Source organism: Prevotella sp. AM42-24 (assembly GCF_003461825.1).
Classification (GTDB): domain Bacteria; phylum Bacteroidota; class Bacteroidia; order Bacteroidales; family Bacteroidaceae; genus Prevotella; species Prevotella hominis.
Window position 1 is genome coordinate 1 of the sequence record NZ_QTXV01000004.1, and the last position, 18,002, is coordinate 18,002.

Here is an 18,002-nt window from a genome sequence, read left to right on the forward strand (position 1 = left end):
GATGTGAAGCCAACATAATTGACTACGCAACATATGAGCTATTATGTTGTGCACAACATAATAATTCTATGAGGACATAACATTTCAGCACAACATTATAGAACACAAGGTCTATAAAATAATCCTGTGTATCTGTGCGTACCAACTGCTGGCGTCCCATGAAAGCAAAGCCTCTTCCCATCTCCATCATAAACTCCTGCAGGTGGGTGATGATGGCAGACTCCAACTCTTCCTCAGAATAAGAATCGTCCTGCTTGAATCCTAAGAACTCTGCCACAACAGGGCTTTTCAATAGTTCAAACTGATGTGGTTCAGTCTCTGTCATAGGAAGCGAAGGCTGCACAAAATGACGTTCAAAGTATTGAGTGGAAATATTACGGTCAAGCATACGCACGCTCCACATTTCCTTTGAAGCCATTTCGAGATACCAACGTATGGCAGTAGAGTCTTCTACACGAAGTGTCTTGAAAATATGCGTCCAAGTAAGATTTGGAAATCGCGATTTCCAAATCTGAAAGTCATCTACAATGAGATAGAACTTTCTGAAGGCGCGTAGGTATCTCGCACTAAATCCTTTTCCGTATTGAAGAGTCAATTGCTCTGCCAATTGCGCAATGATCTGAGCCCCATACTCTGCACGTACCTCACCATTCTGTTCTTCTTCCACGATACGTCGCCCTATGTTCCAATAGGTCTCTATCATCTTATGATTGACGGAGGCATAAGCTTCCTTCCTGCCTTGCTCTATGATGAAGCAGACATCGGTATATAGTCTTGTATTTGTCAATTCATCCATAACTTAATCTCCCATGTTTGTCAGTTCTGTCAAACCCTTGATAGCATACTCATCGCCTATAAGTTAGCTTACGAGTGATGACAATTCACTGCCATCTCAGTGCCTATATTGCAGGGCATTCCGCCCATCTCTTAAATATATAGTCGATAATTTTTCTTCCATAACTCTTCATTATTATAGTTTTTGCTGCAAATTTACGATTTAATTTTGAAGTACCAAAGTTTTCACAGCTTTTTTGTTCAAATAGAAAAATCCCTGCCATAGGAAGCCTTTCCTACAGCAGGGATTTTTCTATTGGAAATCATCAAGAATGACTTAACTGTCAATTCTTAATCACTTATAAATAATCACTAAACATTATTTATACTCGCCCCAAGCCTTGATGTCGATATCCTCGAGCTTGGTGGTGCAGAATGCATAGATGAATGCACTTGCCAGACGGCTGTTGGTAATCAATGGCACGTTCAGGTCGATGGCTGCACGACGAATCTTGTAACCATTTGAAAGCTCGCTGCTGGTCAAGTTCTTTGGAATATTCACTACCATATCAATCTCGTGGTTGTGGAGCATCTCCAAAGCCTTTGGTGCACCGCCTTCTGCCTCCTCTGATGGCCAGAGTACACGGGTGTTCTCAATGCCATTCTCGGTGAGGAACTTGCTACTACCACCAGTTGCAAACAACTTGTAGCCATGCTTAACCAGCATCTGGGCTGCATCGAGCAAATCTACCTTCTGCTTGGCAGAACCAGTAGAAAGCAGGATGTTCTTGGCTGGAATACGATGACCCACAGAAAGCATACTCTTCAGAAGTGCGGTAGATGTATCGTCGCCCAAGCAACCTACCTCACCCGTACTGCTCATATCCACGCCCAATACTGGGTCCGCCTTCTGCAGACGGTTGAAGCTGAACTGAGATGCCTTGATACCTACATAGTCAAGATCGAAGAGGTTCTTGTGTGGCTTCTCTACAGGCAAACCGAGCATCACACGGGTAGCCAACTCGATGAGGTTGATCTTCAATACCTTGCTCACGAATGGGAATGAACGGCTGGCACGCAAGTTACACTCGATAACGAGAATATCATTGTCACGAGCCATAAACTGAATGTTGAACGGACCGTTGATGTGCAACTCCTTGGCAATCTGACGACCTACTCGCTTCACACGACGAACTGTCTCTACATACAACTTCTGAGGAGGGAACTGGATGGTAGCATCGCCTGAGTGAACACCGGCAAACTCGATGTGCTCAGAAATCGCATAGGCAATCACCTCGCCATTCTTTGCCACTGCATCCATCTCTATCTCCTTGGCATGTTCGATAAACTTACTTACTACCACTGGGTGATCCTCACTTACGTTGGCAGCCAACTGCAGGAATCGCTTCAACTCTTCCTCGTTAGAACATACGTTCATCGCAGCACCAGAAAGAACGTAACTTGGACGAACCAATACAGGGAAGCCTACACGCTCGATGAAGTTGTCGATGTCCTCCATAGAGGTCAGGGCGCTCCACTCTGGCTGGTTGATGCCGTTGTTGGTCAACATCTGAGAGAACTTGGCACGGTCCTCAGCGTTATCAATGTCCTTGGCAGCAGTACCTAAGATTGGCACGTTCTGTGCATCCAGGTGCATAGCCAGGTTGTTTGGAATCTGACCACCTGTAGATACGATGACGCCATGAGGCTGCTCCATCTCGATGATATCCATCACACGCTCGAAGGTCAACTCGTCGAAGTAGAGACGGTCGCACATATCGTAGTCGGTAGAAACGGTCTCTGGGTTGTAGTTGATCATCACTGAGCGCCAGCCTTCCTTGCGGATGGTGTTCAATGCCTGAACGCCACACCAGTCGAACTCTACGGAAGAACCGATGCGATAAGCACCCGAACCGAGTACGATGATAGAACGATGGTCATTCTCGAAGGTGATGTCGCTCTTCACGCCTGCGTAGGTTACATAGAGGTAGTTGGTCTGAGCAGGATACTCTGCTGCCAGGGTATCAATCTGCTTTACTACAGGAAGGATACCATAGCTCTTACGCTTGTTGCGAACCAGGAGGGCAGCCTTGTGCATGTTGCCCAACTCCTGCTCCAAGCCAACGGCACGAGCAACCTGGAAGTCGGTGAAACCGTAAACCTTAGCGGTGCGAAGCAAATCCTTATCAATAGTATTGATATTGCACTTCTTCATCGCCTCATCGATATCGATGATGTGCTTCAACTTCTCAAGGAACCACTTGTCAATCTTGGTCAAGTCGTGAATCTGATCTACGGTATAACCCTTGTGCATAGCCTTTGAAATCACGAACACACGCTTATCTGTTGGCTCGCGCAAAGCTGCATCGATATCATCGATTTCAAGCTCCTTGTTCTCTACGAAACCGTGCATGCCCTGACCAATCATACGAAGACCCTTCTGGATGGCCTCCTCGAAGTTGCGGCCGATGGCCATTACCTCACCTACTGACTTCATAGATGAGCCCAACTCCTTATCTACGCCACGGAACTTAGACAAGTCCCAACGAGGAATCTTACAAACTACGTAGTCCAATGCTGGCTCGAAGAAAGCTGATGTGGTCTTGGTTACAGAGTTCTTCAACTCGAACAGGCCGTAACCCATACCGAGCTTGGCTGCAACGAAGGCAAGAGGATAACCGGTAGCCTTAGATGCCAAGGCTGATGAACGGCTCAAGCGGGCATTCACCTCAATCACGCGATAGTCCTCACTCTTAGGATCGAAGGCATACTGCACGTTACACTCACCCACGATTCCGATGTGACGGATAATCTTGATGGCGAGGGCACGGAGCTTATGATACTCTGCATTGCTCAGGGTCTGAGATGGAGCGATGACGATACTCTCACCGGTATGGATGCCCAGTGGGTCGAAGTTCTCCATGTTACAAACGGTGATACAGTTGTCGTAACGGTCACGAACCACCTCATACTCAATCTCTTTCCAGCCCTTCAAGCTCTTCTCTACCAATACCTGTGGAGAGAATGAGAAGGCCTTCTCAGCGAGCTTGTTCAGCTCCTCCTCGTTGTCTGCGAAACCAGAACCGAGTCCACCCAAGGCGTAAGCAGCACGGATGATAACAGGATAACCGAGCTCGGCAGCAGCCTTGCGGGCCTGCTCGATGTTCTCGCAAGCCTCGCTTTTGATGGTCTTCACGTTGATTTCATCCAGTTTCTCTACAAAGAGCTCACGGTCCTCAGTATCCATGATAGCCTGTACTGGAGTACCCAATACCTTGACATTATATTTCTCCAAGATACCCTGGCGATAGAGTTCCACACCACAGTTGAGGGCAGTCTGACCACCAAAGCTGAGGAGGATTCCGTCTGGCTTCTCTTTCTGGATGACACGCTCTACGAAGTAAGGCTGCACTGGCAGGAAGTAAATCTGGTCGGCAACACCTTCTGATGTCTGTACGGTTGCAATATTCGGGTTGATGAGCACAGTCTCGATACCTTCCTCGCGCAATGCCTTCAGGGCCTGCGAACCTGAGTAGTCGAACTCACCTGCTTCACCGATCTTCAAGGCTCCAGAACCTAAGAGGAGCACCTTCTTTATATTTTCGTCTTTCATTATTTTCCTAAATTACAATAAAATCAATCGAATTCTTCACTTACTTGAGTGTTTCTACAAACTTATCAAACATGAACTCAGTATCCACAGGGCCAGAGCAAGCCTCTGGGTGGAACTGACTTGAGAACCAAGGGTTCACCTTGTGGCGGATACCCTCGTTAGAGCCATCATTCATGTTGACAAAGAGTTCCTCCCAATCGTTGCCCAAAGTCTTGGCGTCAACAGCATAACCGTGGTTCTGAGAGGTGATGTAGCAATTGTTGGTTCCTACCATGCGCACTGGCTGGTTGTGTGAACGGTGACCATACTTCAACTTGTAGATGGTAGCACCGGCAGCCTTAGAAAGCAACTGGTTACCCATACAGATACCGCAGATAGGCTTGCGGCTCTGGTTGATCTGCTTGCGGATAATATTCACAGCATCCTCGCACATATCTGGGTCACCAGGACCATTTGCCAGGAACAAGCCATCGAAATCCATATCGGTATAATCGTAATTCCAAGGCACACGGATTACCTCAACACCTCTGTTGATGAGGCAACGGATGATGTTAGCCTTCACACCACAGTCAACGAGCACCACCTTCTTACCGGCACCCTCATTGTAGCGGATAATCTCCTTGCAGCTCACCTGATCAACGAAGTTTACACCCTCGTAGTTTGCCTCAGGGATGTTATCAGGCTCATCATCAAAGAGAATCTTACCCATCATCACGCCATGCTCACGGAGCACCTTAGTCAACTCACGGGTATCGATGCCTGTGATTCCTGGCACCTTTTCACGCTTCAACCAGTCAGCAAGACTCTCCACTGCATTCCAGTGGCTGTACTGCTCACTGTAATCATTGACGATGATGGCAGAAGCATAAATTTTGTCACTCTCCATAAAGGTAGGCAAACCATTTGCTTCGAAAGTAAATGGAGGCACACCATAGTTACCTACAAGAGGGAAAGTAAGGGTCATCAACTGACCGGCATAAGAAGGGTCGGTCAAACTCTCAGGATACCCCATCATGGCTGTATTGAACACAACCTCGCCCGCTACAGGAGCATCGTATCCGAAAGATTTACCATGGAACTTGGTTCCATCGCTCAAAACTAAGGTTACATTTTTCATATCTGACATAATTTCTTTATTTCATACTAATAAGAACAAACGAATTCTTCATTCTTCTTTTTCACTTATTTATGATACACATTCTCAATGTAGTTCACGAAAGACTGGTTGCAAAGCTTAGTACCACCAGGAGTTGGATAATGACCGGTGAAATACCAGTCTCCCTTGTGATTAGGAATCGCCTTGCGCAAACCTTCGATACTCTGGAACACGAGTTGGATAGGAGTTGTCATGCCTTCCGGTCTGAGCATCTCTACAATCTTCTCATTGATTTCCTCAATAGAAAATGGCTTATAAATGGCACGCACAGGATTGATCTGTTCTTCCTTCGGTTTCTGAAGTTCAGCCTTACAAGCCTCATAAGTCTGGTCGATGAGACTTTCCATATTGCGCTCTTTGAGAAGCTGGATAGCCGCACGGAACACACAGAATTCTTCCAGTCTCGCCATATCGATACCATAATAATCCGGATAACGAATCTGAGGAGCACTGGATACTACAACAATCTTCTTAGGATGCAGACGGTCGAGGATGCGGAGGATACTCTCTTTCAGAGTAGTACCACGCACGATACTGTCATCGATAATCACAAGATTATCCACTCCAGCTTCAATGCTACCATAGGTCACATCATATACGTGACTCGCCAAATCATTGCGGCTATTTCCTTCGGTAATAAAGGTACGGAGCTTGATATCCTTCCATGCTATCTTTTCAGAACGCACAAAGTCGCCAAGTATATCATACAATTCTTCTTTCGAAGGGATGTGATCGAGATTAGCAATCTGCTCTATCTTGGTCTCGTTGAGATACTTCTTGAAACCGCTCAACATTCCATAGTAAGCCACCTCAGCTGTGTTCGGGATGTAGCTGAACACGGTGTGATCTACATCGTAATCCACTGCCTTCAGGATAGGCTGGGTCAACTGCTCGCCCAACTGCTTGCGCTCCTTGTAGATATCCTTATCGGAACCACGACTGAAGTAGATGCGCTCGAATGAGCAGGCAGAATCACCCTTCTGTTCCATGATGCGCTCGATGCTGCACTCACCATTCTTCTTCACGAGAAGTGCCATACCAGGCATGAGTTCCTGTACTTCCTCAGCTTCCAAATCGAAAGTTGTCTGAAGCACTGGTCGTTCACTTGCCAATACCACAATCTCATCGTTCTTATAATAGAAAGCAGGACGGATACCCCAAGGGTCACGCATGGAGAACATCTCTCCAGAACCAGTGATACCACAAACCACATAACCACCATCGAAGTCCTTCATCGTGGTTTTGAGCACATTACTCATCTTCACATGATCCTCGATATAGTTGGTAATGTCAGTATTTTCCATCTCCATCGCCTTTGCAGCCACAAAGTTGCGCTCCACCTCTCTGTCCAGACGGTGTCCCATCAGTTCAAGCATAATGTAGGTATCGCTATAGATACGTGGACTCTGCCCCTGCTTGGTCAACTCCTGGAAAATCTCATCCACATTAGTCATGTTGAAGTTTCCACAGAGGCAGAGGTTCTTCGCCTTCCAATTGTTACGGCGAAGGAAAGGATGAACATACTGAATACCACTCTTGCCAGTAGTACTGTAGCGCAGATGTCCCATATAGAGTTCGCCGGCAAAAGGAAGTTCTTCCTTAGCGAACTTGGCATCAGCCAACTGCTCTGGAGTCAGATTCTTGAAGTTGGCATTTGCATTACCAAAAATCTCGGTAACAGCATTCTTACCTTCAGCACGCTCACGGAACATATACTCATGTCCAGGTTTGCCACCAAGCTTGACACAAGCCATACCAGCACCTTCCTGACCACGGTTGTGCTGCTTCTCCATCATCAGATAGAGTTTGTTGAGGGCATACATCCAGGTGCCATACTTCTGCTGGTAATATTCCAACGGTTTGAGTAGCCTGATCATGGCCACACCACATTCATGTTTTAAAGGTTCCATCTCTCTATTATCCTTTATCTATTAGTTAAATTTGAATATTCATTTATGAGGACTGAGGAAATAAATCCATTTTAGCGTCCCCCTCTAAAAAAAGGGAAACGTCAAAAAATGACGATTCCCTCTATATATTATTCAACGGTAACAGACTTGGCCAAGTTTCTTGGTTGGTCAACATCCTTACCCTTACATACAGCAACATGATAAGCTAATAACTGCAAAGGAATGGTAGCCAATAATGGCTCCAAGCACTCCAATGTCTCAGGAAGTTCAATCACTTCGTCAGCTATCTTAGAGATAGTTTCATCGCCCTTGCTAACAATAGCAATGACACGACCATTACGAGCCTTGATCTCCTGGATATTAGACAAGACCTTCTCATACATGAAGTTATGGGTGGCAATAACTACCACCGGCATATCACTATCAATAAGAGCAATAGGTCCATGCTTCATCTCTGCAGCAGGATAACCCTCTGCATGAATATAACTGATTTCTTTCAACTTTAATGCACCTTCCAAGGCTACTGGATATTGGAAACCTCTACCCAAGTAGATGAAATTACGGGCATAAGTGAAAGTACGGCTCAAATCAGCAATCTTATTATTCAACTTCAAAACTTCCTTCATTTTTGAAGGGATGTTCCAAAGCTGTTCTGTAATCTTCTGATAATCCACATCACTGATAGTACCCTTCTCTTTTCCGATGGCAAGAGCCAGAAGAACGAGAACGGTTACCTGACCGGTAAATGCCTTGGTAGAAGCCACTCCGATTTCAGGACCAACATGGATATAAGTACCCGTATTGGTTTCACGTGCAATACTGCTGCCGATAGAATTACAGATACCATAGATGAATGCACCATTCTCCTTAGCCAACTTAATAGCAGCCAAGGTATCAGCAGTTTCACCACTCTGGGAAATAGCAATCACGACATCATCCTTCGTAACTACAGGATTGCGATAACGGAACTCAGAAGCATATTCCACTTCTACAGGAATACGGCAGTAATTCTCAATCATCTGCTTGCCGATAAGTCCGGCATGCCAAGAGGTTCCACAAGCAACAATGATGAAACGTTTGGCATTGAGAAGTTGCTGACGGTGATCGGTGATAGAGCTCAACACTACACCCATTTCAGTCTTAGTATCAGAGGTAGCTTCATTATCGTCTGTCATCACACGGGTTTCAACCGTACGACTTACGACACGTCCACGCATACAATTACGCAGGCATTCAGGCTGCTCGAAGATTTCCTTCAACATAAAGTGAGGGAAACCACCCTTCTCTATCTGACCGAGGTCGATATCCACAGTCTGAACCTCAGGATTGAGCTTTACATTCTGGATATTAACCACCTGAAGTTCTTCTCCAAGGCGCATTACAGCAATGTTACCATCTTCCAGATAAACCACCTTGTCGGTATATTCGATGATAGGGCTGGCATCAGAACCAAGATAAAACTCTCCATCCTTTCCGATACCTACAACCAATGGACTCTGTTTACGGGCAGCAATGATCTGATTAGGGTTACGCTTATCAAGAATTGCGATAGCGTAAGCTCCGATTACCTGCCGGAGAGCCACCTGAACGGCAGTCAGCAGGTCAAGGTTTTTCTTAACCTGAATATATTCAATCAGCTGGACAAGAACCTCTGTATCTGTCTCGCTTCTGAACTCTACTCCCTTGGCAATGAGATTCTTCTTGATATCGGCATAGTTTTCAATGATTCCATTATGAATCATGGCAAGGTTCTTGCTAGCAGAATAATGCGGGTGAGCATTCACAGCTGAAGGCTCTCCATGGGTAGCCCAACGAGTATGAGCAATACCCACATGTCCAGAAATATCCTTATCAGAGCAGAACGCTTCGAGATCTGCCACTTTACCCTTTGCTTTATAAACGTTCAAAGCACCATCATTACTGATTAGAGCCACGCCTGCACTATCGTATCCACGATATTCCAAGCGCTTTAAACCTTTGATAAGGGCGGGATAAGCCTCGCCCTTACCTAAATATCCTACTATGCCACACATATATATACTTTAATTTTATATAGTATCCTTGATTTTACTCTCTACGATGATCTGTTATCGCAAGATATTAATAACCAACGATGCGATAGAAATCAATGTACCAACGGCAGAGAACCACAAAGTGGTAGATGAACCGATGGCTGAGTTTTGAGCTTTCACCTTATTTGGCTCTACATAGATGATATCATTCTGCTGCAGATAATAGAAAGGTGAATTAATGATATTTGCATCATTCAAGTTCATACGATAGGTATGCTTCTCTCCTGATGCATCCTGACGAATCAGCAACACATTGTTACGCTTACCATAGATAGTAAGGTCGCCTGCCTGAGCCAAAGCCTCGAGAATACTCATTTTCTCCTGAGGTACTGAAATGATGCCCGGCCTGGTAACTTCACCTAATATAGAAACATGATAACTTGCCATACGAACTGTAACGATTGGATTTTCCTTTGCAGCCAAGTAAGGCTTTACCTTTTCCTTGACAAGATCTTCTGCCTGTTTCTTGGTCAAACCACCTACATGCAATGTTCCAACAACAGGAAACTCGATGTTACCGGAATTGTCAACCAGATAGCCCTGCAGAGAACCCTGCGAAGCACTCAACTGTCCGCTGGTTCCCAAAGTTTGAGAAACGGAAAGGTTGAAAGGCATGGCAGCCTTTGGATCTGTCGTAATCACGGTAATGGTAAGTTCGTCCTTAGGCATAATCTTAGCTTCATAAAGCATTCTTGAAGCAGCCAAACTGATAGAATCTGCATTTTGAAAATAAGCTACATTCTTAGTACTTCCGCAACTGCCAAGTACTAAGATCATAGTCAAAGCGACTAATGTTGAATAAACGAGTTTTTTCATTTTCTAAAATTTTCGTTTTAAAATATTGGTGCAAAATTACGGTATTTTTTTGAATACTGCAATTTTTTGCACCAATAATTATTCTCTACGTCTTATTTTTTTTCAATAATAGCCTTTTCTACTTATCTTCAATGCCATTTGAAGGCAAATTGAAGCTATAACTGTTATCAAAAATCTTCTTCACCTTATTAATTTCTACGAAGGTAGTACCTCCACCCTCTCCAAAGCTACCGCTCAGATAAGCAATTTTATCCTCCTCACCTAAGTAGCCTTTCTGACGCAACATACGTACAGCAGCAGTAAACATAGCCTTGGTAGAAACCTGATCCTTCTGATGAATTGGAATAATACCATAGCTCAGATTCAACCAGCGCTGAAGTTTCTCCTTATAGCAGATTGCCAATACTGGATTTGGGCCACGGAAGGCTGCCAGGTCGCGTGCAGTCTGACCGGTCTCGCCATCGGTAATAATACCAGCAACACCCAACTTCTTAGTAGCCTCAATGGCAGCATGAGCCAGGAAGAGCTTCTGGTCAATCATACCATCTTCCATTGGATCAATATCATTCAGTGGAGACTTATCCTTCTCTGCCTGCTCAGCAATACGTGCCATGGTCTGCACAGCTTCTACAGGATACTTACCGCTTGCTGTCTCACCAGAAAGCATCAGCGCATCGGTGCGATAAAAGATAGCATTGGCAATATCGGTTACCTCAGCACGGGTAGGACGTGGATTCTTAATCATGGTATGCAACATCTGTGTAGCCACGATTACCGGTTTCTGCGCCTTCACACACTTAGAGATGATGCGGCGCTGGATGCCAGGAATTCTCTCGATTGGCACCTCGATACCCAAGTCACCACGAGCAACCATGATACCATATGAAGCTTCGATAATATCATCGATGTTATCTACACCCTCCTGGTTTTCTATCTTGGAAATAATCTTGATATCACTGTGATGTTCATCCAAGATATTCTGAACAGCCTTTACATCTGCTGCATTACGTACGAAAGAGTGAGCGATAAAATCAATATCCAATTCAATGGCAAGGAGGATATTCTTACGGTCCTTTTCTGTCAACGCAGGCAAATCAATATGTTCGCCAGGTACATTCACGCTCTTATGTGAACCTAAGAAACCCTCGTTCTGAACTTCAGCTACGAGCATCGGGCCCTGATTATCAATGACCTTCATATCAAGTTCACCATCATCGAAGAGCAAATCATCACCCACTTTCACATCAGCAGCGATATCAGGATAGCTCAGATTGATAATGTCATGAGAAGTATCCATCTCAGGACGACCAAAAATCTTGACTACATCACCCACATTATAATGAATAGGCTCTGCTACACCTGTGGTACGCACCTCTGGTCCTTTGGTATCAATCATAATACCAATGTGAGGAGACACGGCTCTTACATTCTTGACAATTGTGCGAATACCTTCTTCTGTAGCATGTGCAGTATTCATACGAACGACGTTCATGCCTGCAAAAAACAATTTGCGGATGAAATCCTGATCACAACGACGATCACTGATTGAAGCGACGATTTTTGTTTGTTTCATATCCTTTATTACCTTATTCTTGTTCTCAAATTTTCCTCTAGAAAGACACGCTCTCTGCGATTTGACTGCAAAGATACTGCAAAAGCAAGACAATACAAAATTAAAAAGATTTTTTTTTGTTTTTTTATTGAGAAACTTCCAATATCATTCCAGAAGTATTGCTTTGAGCGGGTCTAAACAAAATTTTAACCTGATACTGATAACTGAAATTACGAATTGCAATTTATCTCGTTTTTAAATATCCAAGTCGGGAGCCTTTTCTGCACCAGCAGCAGCCTCAAACTTAGGCATAGTCTGAAAACCGAATAGATTTGCGATGATGGCAGTAGGCATCTTACGTACTTTCATATTATACTGTTGCACAGCATCATTATACTTGCGACGTGCCTCGCTGATTCGGTTTTCTGTACCTTCCTCCTGTATCTGAAGAGATCTAAAATTATCAACCGCCTTCAGATCCGGATACTTTTCCGCTACCACCATCAATTTGGAGAAAGCATTCGCCAATTCACCCTGAGCATCAGAATAAGCCTTCAACTTTTCAGGAGTCAGGTTGTTTGCATCAAGTTTCACCTGGCCAACTGCTGCACGTGCTTTGGTCACGGCTTCAAATGTTTCCTTCTCATGTTTAGCATAAGCCTTCACGATTTTAACCAACTGAGGCATCATGTCTGCACGGCGCTGATATTGAGTCTGCACATTAGCCAGTTCAGTAGTAGCCTGCTCCTGTACTCCAATGATGCCATTATAAGAACTTAAACCCCATAGTACCAGAAGTACTACGACACCCAAGATAATCCATCCTGTTTTTTTCATAACTTTCGAAATTTTATATTATAATTAATACTATATTTATTTCACGTGAAAATATTTTCTTTCCCTACAACCTTGATTTACCATCCACCGCCGGAGCCACCTCCGCCAAATGAACCGCCACCGAAAGAACCTCCAGAGAAGCCGCCACCAGAAGAACTGCCTCCCGGGAAGCCACCTCCGCCACCCAGAAAGAACGGAGGGAACCAATCATCATCATGTCTTTTATGCTGACGAGAGGATTTACCGGAAAATGGCTTTTTCTTGATAACGCCGCATTCCTCCAATATATACCTTATTAATAAATATAGGGGAATGCCGAAACAGATGATAAGAAAAAAGATAACAAATCCCCATTCATCCTCACCTATAGGGCCATCATCCACATCCGGAATACCTGTTCTACCACTCTTCACCTTATTATATATAGAGTGGCTAACGGTAACAACTGCCATCCCCGGCTGATTCAGCCGCATATACTTCACGATACATGCTCTGGCAATATCATCACAATCCACATCAGTCAATTCTCCTTCCAGTCCCATACCGGGAGCAATAAAGTACTTATGATCCTCCACGGCAATCACCACAACAAGTCCCCTTCGAGTTTTCTTGTAACCAATACCATACTTTTCACCGACATCCTGTGACATACGGAATGCATCCTGATCCTTTACATGCCCTACAATGACCAAGACATTCTGAACGGCACATTCCAGATTTAATTTCTGAAGATAAAAATTAGCAGAATCCTTCTGTTCCTTAGATAGATAACCATCTGGATCAGAAACATATTGTGTAGAATCCTTGAGATATGGAATCGGTACATTCTCTGCACTCCACTCGCGATGAGCAAATGAAGAAGATACCACCGAAACAATAACCAAGAGCAATATAAAAAAACGCTTAAATCTCATTATTTTTCCAATTTTGGTACAAAAATACACAATAAAAACCTTATATGCAAATACTTAGGGCATTATTTTTGCAAAAATATCGCTAACTTTTTTGTTATGTCGCAAAAAACTTGTATCTTTGCACACCGATTTAGATTAATAAATAAATAATTATAGTAAGAATAACATGACTAAAGCAGATATCATCAACGAGGTGTCTATAGCAACAGGCGTACCAAAGAAAGATGTTGGCGTAGTAATAGAAGCATTTATGGATCAGGTTAAGACCAGCCTTGTCGAGAGAAAAGAGAATGTTTACCTTCGCGGATTTGGAAGCTTTAATATCAAGCATAGAGCAGCAAAGACAGCACGTAACATTTCCAAGAACATCACTCTCACCATTCCTGCTCACGACTATCCAAATTTCAAGCCAGCAAAGAGTTTTGTAGATTTGATGCTGGGTCAAGCTGTAGAAAATGAGGATTAATTAAGTCTTTGGACATAACATTTATAAATAACAATATTTTAAAATTTTAAAATCATGCCAAACGGAAAGAAAAAGAAGGGCCACAAGATGGCTACTCACAAGCGTAAAAAGAGATTACGTAAGAACAGACATAAGAGCAAGTAAGCTTTTATAGCCTATTTTGCTCCCAGTCAGTTCGTGACTGAGGGGGTATGTCAGCTCTTAAGTGTTGACATGCCCCTTTTCTGTAAGTACTAATTTAAAAGATTTTTTGAAGAAAATGACAAGCGAAGTTGTAATTGACGTCCAACAGAAAGACATCTCCATCGCGCTCATGGAGGATAAACAATTAGTAGAATATCAAAATGAGCCACGCGAGGCTTCCTTTTCTGTGGGCAACATCTACATCGCCAAGGTTAAGAAACTCATGCCGGGACTTAATGCTTGTTTTGTGGATGTAGGTTATGAACGCGACGCCTTTCTTCATTATCTTGATCTAGGAAGTCAATTTAATTCCTACCAAAAGTATCTTAAACAAGTACAGAGCGACAGAAAGAAACTTTTCCCATTCTCTAAAGCCACCAAATTACCTGACCTCGAAAAGGAAGGTAGTATACAGAATGTCTTGAAGACTGGACAGGAAGTGTTGGTGCAAATCGTAAAAGAACCCATCTCAACCAAGGGACCTCGACTGACAGGTGAAATCTCATTTGCAGGTCGATACTTGGTGCTCATGCCATTTGGAGAAAAAGTTTCTGTTTCGTCGAAAATCAAAAGCGGTGAAGAACGTTCACGACTCAAACAACTCATCCACAGTATCAAACCAAAAAATTGTGGCGTAATCGTACGTACTGTAGCTGAGGGAAAACGTGTCGCAGAACTCGATGCTGAGCTTAAAGTCCTGGTGAAGCGATGGGAGGATGCTATCGCCAAGGTACAGAAAACACAACAACGCCCGCAACTGGCATTCGAGGAAACCGGAAGAGCCGTCGCTCTCCTGCGTGACTTGTTTAACCCATCTTACGAGAACATCTACGTTAACAACGAAGATGTGATGAACGAGGTGAAAAACTATGTTTCTCTAATAGCCCCTGAAAAGGCGGGCATAGTTAAACTCTATACTGGTAAGGTGCCTATCTTTGACAATTTCAGCATTACCAAACAGATTAAGGCTGGATTTGGACGAGTTGTCAACTACAAACATGGTGCTTATCTCATCATTGAGCACACAGAAGCTCTGCATGTAGTTGATGTAAACAGTGGCAACCGCACTCGTGAGAAAGGTCAGGAAGCAAATGCTCTCGATGTGAACCTGGGTGCTGCCGATGAGTTGGCACGACAGTTGAGACTCCGCGATATGGGAGGTATCATCGTTGTCGATTTCATTGATATGCATCTGGCAGAAGACCGACAATTGCTTTATGAACGCATGTGCAAGAACATGCAGAAGGACCGTGCAAAGCACAATATCCTTCCATTAAGCAAATTCGGACTGATGCAGATTACCCGTCAGCGTGTACGACCAGCTATGGACGTAAACGTAGAGGAAACTTGCCCTACCTGTTTTGGATCGGGCAAAATCAAGTCCAGCATCCTCTTCACCGACCAATTGGAAAGAAAGATTGACCGCTTAGTCAACAAGATTGGCGTCAAGAAATTTACTTTGTATGTGAATCCTTATGTAGCTGCCTTTATCAATAAGGGCTTCATTTCTTTGAAGCGCAAATGGCAGTTCAAGTATGGTTTCGGATTTAATGTGATTGCTTCACAGAAACTGGCATTCCTTCAGTATGAATTCTACGATAAGGACAACCAGTATCTGGATATGCAGGAAGAACAGGAAACAAAATAGTTACTGAAACCAAATGGGTTTTCTCATGCATAGAACAATAAATAAAAGCTCCAATCGAATCATGATGACCGAATGGAGCTTTTATTTATTTCTTAGGTAAAATGCGAGTGATAAAGCGCTCTATCGCTCTGGCACTCTTTTCATCCATTAACTTTTGAATATTTCGCAGTTCTGTACAAGCTTTATTCCTTTGCGCTATATTAGCTACCCGCTCAAAGCTATTCAATTCTTTGATAACAGCCATGCGCTCTGCATCAGAAGGAAGAGATTTCAGTTTCTGAAGTATTGACAGGATTTCTCCGATACGATTTACCTGCTTTTCATTGATAATCCAACGAAGCGTCATACTCTCACGTAATGCGAGCGCTTGTGAATAACCATTCTTCTCTAAGTCCTTCAAATCTGCAATTCGCTGGTCAAAATGCATATCCAACATTTTACACATATTAAACTCGTTCTGATAGGTAGAAATAATCTTTCCCTCTACCCTATCCTTTCCCAACAGTTTTTCAAAATGAGCACGGTTGGCAAGGAGTTTGCGAAAGACAGGAGAATCAGGAGAATTGATTTCAGATGAAAACATATTCCATGTGTCATCCTTACACAATTCCTCTATGCTTAGCGAACTAAGGTATTGATTGAGTACGGTATCTGCCTTTTGGAAATCACTTACCTTCAGCAAGTCAACTAATTTGCGTACCAATACTGTATTCTTTTCACCGGAGTTATATTTCTTTTCCAGTTCATTAATCTCTGTGGCACGCTGAATCGCATTTTCTATTTTTTCTACGAAAGTAATATTGGAGTTGAGTCTTACCGCCCCCATCTCCTTGCAGAACAGAGTTCCATCGGGATTAATGATGAGGAAAGTAGGATAAATACCCACCTTATATTTCTTGCCCAATTCCGGTCCTTCACCAACATCCATATCCCTTGTCAGAGAAACGAATTTAGGATTGAAATAATCACCACACTCCTGCAAAGGAAAGATATTCTTCATCATATACTTGCAAGGACCACATGTTTGAGTATAGCAATCGATAAAAACTTTCTTTCCTTCAGCTTTCGCCTTTGCCAAAGCTTCCTTAAAAGAAATATCTTCAAAAAGAATTCCTCTATTACTGATTGAATCCTGAGCCATTATAGGCAACAGGATATTAAATAAAGAGAATATCAGAAATATAATTTTCTTCTTCATACAATTACGATTAAAGATCATTTTCAAAAGTAGAACAAATACCACGCAACAGTATTTGTATCTGTTGCATGATATTTGTATGTTACTTTTCATTATTTTTCAGTTGTTGTACCTGATCCCTTGGCAATACCAGGGAGATCGATACCATATTTATCCTTCATGTATCTGACAACAAGCTCATATTTTTCACTAATGAGCGGATACTTCTCCTTCGGATATTTTTCATAGAACTCTTCTGGAGAGAATCGCATAGCTGCTCTGATATAGAGTGAGAAGAAATCTCTGTACATACCACTTGAATTATAATTTGGCTGCTTATAATAGGTAGTAGCAATACTCCATAGAGATTTCTCTTCTACGCCATTATCATCTACCCATCTGATAAGACCACGATTAAACACATAGTTTTTGTGGTTAGGATTGCTTCTATTCAGACTTGAAACGAAATCCATTCCATCTCTCAATCCTTCAGGCTCTGGCAAGGTATTGTCCATTCGCTGAGATGTAAGGAACTGATTGATAAAACTGAATCGCTTTACAGCCATTGCTTCATTAGCTTTCGCTAATTCCGCCTTCTCTACATCAGTCTTATTCTCTTTATCCTTAAGTTCTGCGCGTTTCTGCAACCAATATAATTCCGTATTGGAAAAACTAATTGCCCAATAGTCAAAGCCATCGAATTTAGTTGGGGTGAAGCCTGCTACATCAGGGATATAAATTTCTGTACTACCTGTATCTGTACCGGTACCTGTACCGCCTGTACCAGTACCTGTGCCAGTACCACCTGTGCCAGTACCAGTACCTGTGCCACCTGTTCCTGTGCCTGTGCCAGTACCACCTGTTCCCGTGCCTGTGCCAGTACC

12 protein-coding genes and 1 pseudogene are annotated in these 18,002 nt (G+C 43.4%); 2 read left to right on the forward strand and 11 right to left on the reverse strand.

Annotated features, from left to right (window positions below; genetic code table 11):
* Positions 1-22: 22 nt before the first annotated feature.
* From DW917_RS02235 to DW917_RS02275, 9 genes are all read right to left on the reverse strand, one after another.
* Complete coding sequence (locus DW917_RS02235) at positions 23-796, reverse strand: PDDEXK nuclease domain-containing protein (RefSeq protein WP_118116086.1); 774 nt, start codon at positions 794-796, stop codon at positions 23-25.
* A gap of 357 nt (positions 797-1,153) precedes the next feature.
* Positions 1,154-4,387, reverse strand: a complete 3,234-nt coding sequence (carB, locus tag DW917_RS02240; protein ID WP_118116088.1) for a carbamoyl-phosphate synthase (glutamine-hydrolyzing) large subunit — start codon at positions 4,385-4,387, stop codon at positions 1,154-1,156.
* Between the two features lie 40 nt (positions 4,388-4,427).
* Complete coding sequence (gene carA, locus DW917_RS02245; protein WP_118116254.1) at positions 4,428-5,504, reverse strand: glutamine-hydrolyzing carbamoyl-phosphate synthase small subunit; 1,077 nt, start codon at positions 5,502-5,504, stop codon at positions 4,428-4,430.
* 65 nt (positions 5,505-5,569) lie between these two features.
* Positions 5,570-7,453: an amidophosphoribosyltransferase gene (locus DW917_RS02250; protein WP_118116090.1), complete on the reverse strand. Its 1,884-nt coding sequence runs from the start codon at positions 7,451-7,453 to the stop codon at positions 5,570-5,572.
* Between the two features lie 128 nt (positions 7,454-7,581).
* Positions 7,582-9,486: a glutamine--fructose-6-phosphate transaminase (isomerizing) gene (gene glmS, locus DW917_RS02255; protein ID WP_118116092.1), complete on the reverse strand. Its 1,905-nt coding sequence runs from the start codon at positions 9,484-9,486 to the stop codon at positions 7,582-7,584.
* 54 nt (positions 9,487-9,540) lie between these two features.
* Positions 9,541-10,341: a polysaccharide biosynthesis/export family protein gene (locus DW917_RS02260; RefSeq protein ID WP_118116094.1), complete on the reverse strand. Its 801-nt coding sequence runs from the start codon at positions 10,339-10,341 to the stop codon at positions 9,541-9,543.
* Positions 10,342-10,459: 118 nt separating this feature from the next.
* The gene (pyk, locus tag DW917_RS02265) at positions 10,460-11,914 is read right to left on the reverse strand and encodes a pyruvate kinase (RefSeq protein WP_118116096.1); all 1,455 of its coding nucleotides are present in this window, start codon (positions 11,912-11,914) and stop codon (positions 10,460-10,462) included.
* Between the two features lie 234 nt (positions 11,915-12,148).
* A complete protein-coding gene (locus DW917_RS02270; protein WP_118116098.1) occupies positions 12,149-12,730 on the reverse strand; it encodes a LemA family protein in 582 nt (193 codons plus the stop codon).
* A 77-nt stretch (positions 12,731-12,807) separates the two neighbouring features.
* Positions 12,808-13,644 (reverse strand): TPM domain-containing protein, encoded by an 837-nt coding sequence (locus DW917_RS02275; RefSeq protein WP_118116100.1) that lies wholly within the window; start codon positions 13,642-13,644, stop codon positions 12,808-12,810.
* A 142-nt stretch (positions 13,645-13,786) separates the two neighbouring features.
* Between DW917_RS02275 and DW917_RS02280 the strand changes: the two genes are divergently transcribed.
* Together DW917_RS02280 and DW917_RS02285 are read left to right on the forward strand one after the other, a co-directional pair.
* The gene (locus DW917_RS02280) at positions 13,787-14,110 is read left to right on the forward strand and encodes an HU family DNA-binding protein (protein WP_287574750.1); all 324 of its coding nucleotides are present in this window, start codon (positions 13,787-13,789) and stop codon (positions 14,108-14,110) included.
* Positions 14,111-14,369: 259 nt separating this feature from the next.
* On the forward strand, positions 14,370-15,941 hold the full coding sequence (locus DW917_RS02285) for an Rne/Rng family ribonuclease (protein ID WP_118116104.1): 1,572 nt from the start codon (positions 14,370-14,372) through the stop codon (positions 15,939-15,941).
* Positions 15,942-16,026: 85 nt separating this feature from the next.
* Here DW917_RS02285 and DW917_RS02290 read toward each other — a convergent pair whose 3' ends face one another.
* Both DW917_RS02290 and DW917_RS02295 read right to left on the reverse strand, forming a co-directional pair.
* A complete protein-coding gene (locus DW917_RS02290; protein ID WP_158570056.1) occupies positions 16,027-17,139 on the reverse strand; it encodes a thioredoxin family protein in 1,113 nt (370 codons plus the stop codon).
* A 92-nt stretch (positions 17,140-17,231) separates the two neighbouring features.
* Positions 17,232-18,002: pseudogene (locus tag DW917_RS02295) on the reverse strand (hypothetical protein); the annotation flags it as partial.

Excerpts from the sequence above, each read along its gene's own strand:
- DW917_RS02275 (WP_118116100.1), bottom strand. The coding sequence starts at position 13,644 with ATGAGATTTAAGCGTTTTTTTATATTGCTCTTGGTTATTGTTTCGGTG.
- DW917_RS02260 (WP_118116094.1), bottom strand. The coding sequence starts at position 10,341 with ATGAAAAAACTCGTTTATTCAACATTAGTCGCTTTGACTATGATCTTA.
- DW917_RS02235 (WP_118116086.1), bottom strand. The coding sequence starts at position 796 with ATGGATGAATTGACAAATACAAGACTATATACCGATGTCTGCTTCATC.
- pyk (WP_118116096.1), bottom strand. The coding sequence starts at position 11,914 with ATGAAACAAACAAAAATCGTCGCTTCAATCAGTGATCGTCGTTGTGAT.
- glmS (WP_118116092.1), bottom strand. The coding sequence starts at position 9,486 with ATGTGTGGCATAGTAGGATATTTAGGTAAGGGCGAGGCTTATCCCGCC.
- carA (WP_118116254.1), bottom strand. The coding sequence starts at position 5,504 with ATGAAAAATGTAACCTTAGTTTTGAGCGATGGAACCAAGTTCCATGGT.
- DW917_RS02290 (WP_158570056.1), bottom strand. The coding sequence starts at position 17,139 with ATGAAGAAGAAAATTATATTTCTGATATTCTCTTTATTTAATATCCTG.
- DW917_RS02250 (WP_118116090.1), bottom strand. The coding sequence starts at position 7,453 with ATGGAACCTTTAAAACATGAATGTGGTGTGGCCATGATCAGGCTACTC.
- DW917_RS02270 (WP_118116098.1), bottom strand. The coding sequence starts at position 12,730 with ATGAAAAAAACAGGATGGATTATCTTGGGTGTCGTAGTACTTCTGGTA.
- carB (WP_118116088.1), bottom strand. The coding sequence starts at position 4,387 with ATGAAAGACGAAAATATAAAGAAGGTGCTCCTCTTAGGTTCTGGAGCC.
- DW917_RS02285 (WP_118116104.1), top strand. The coding sequence starts at position 14,370 with ATGACAAGCGAAGTTGTAATTGACGTCCAACAGAAAGACATCTCCATC.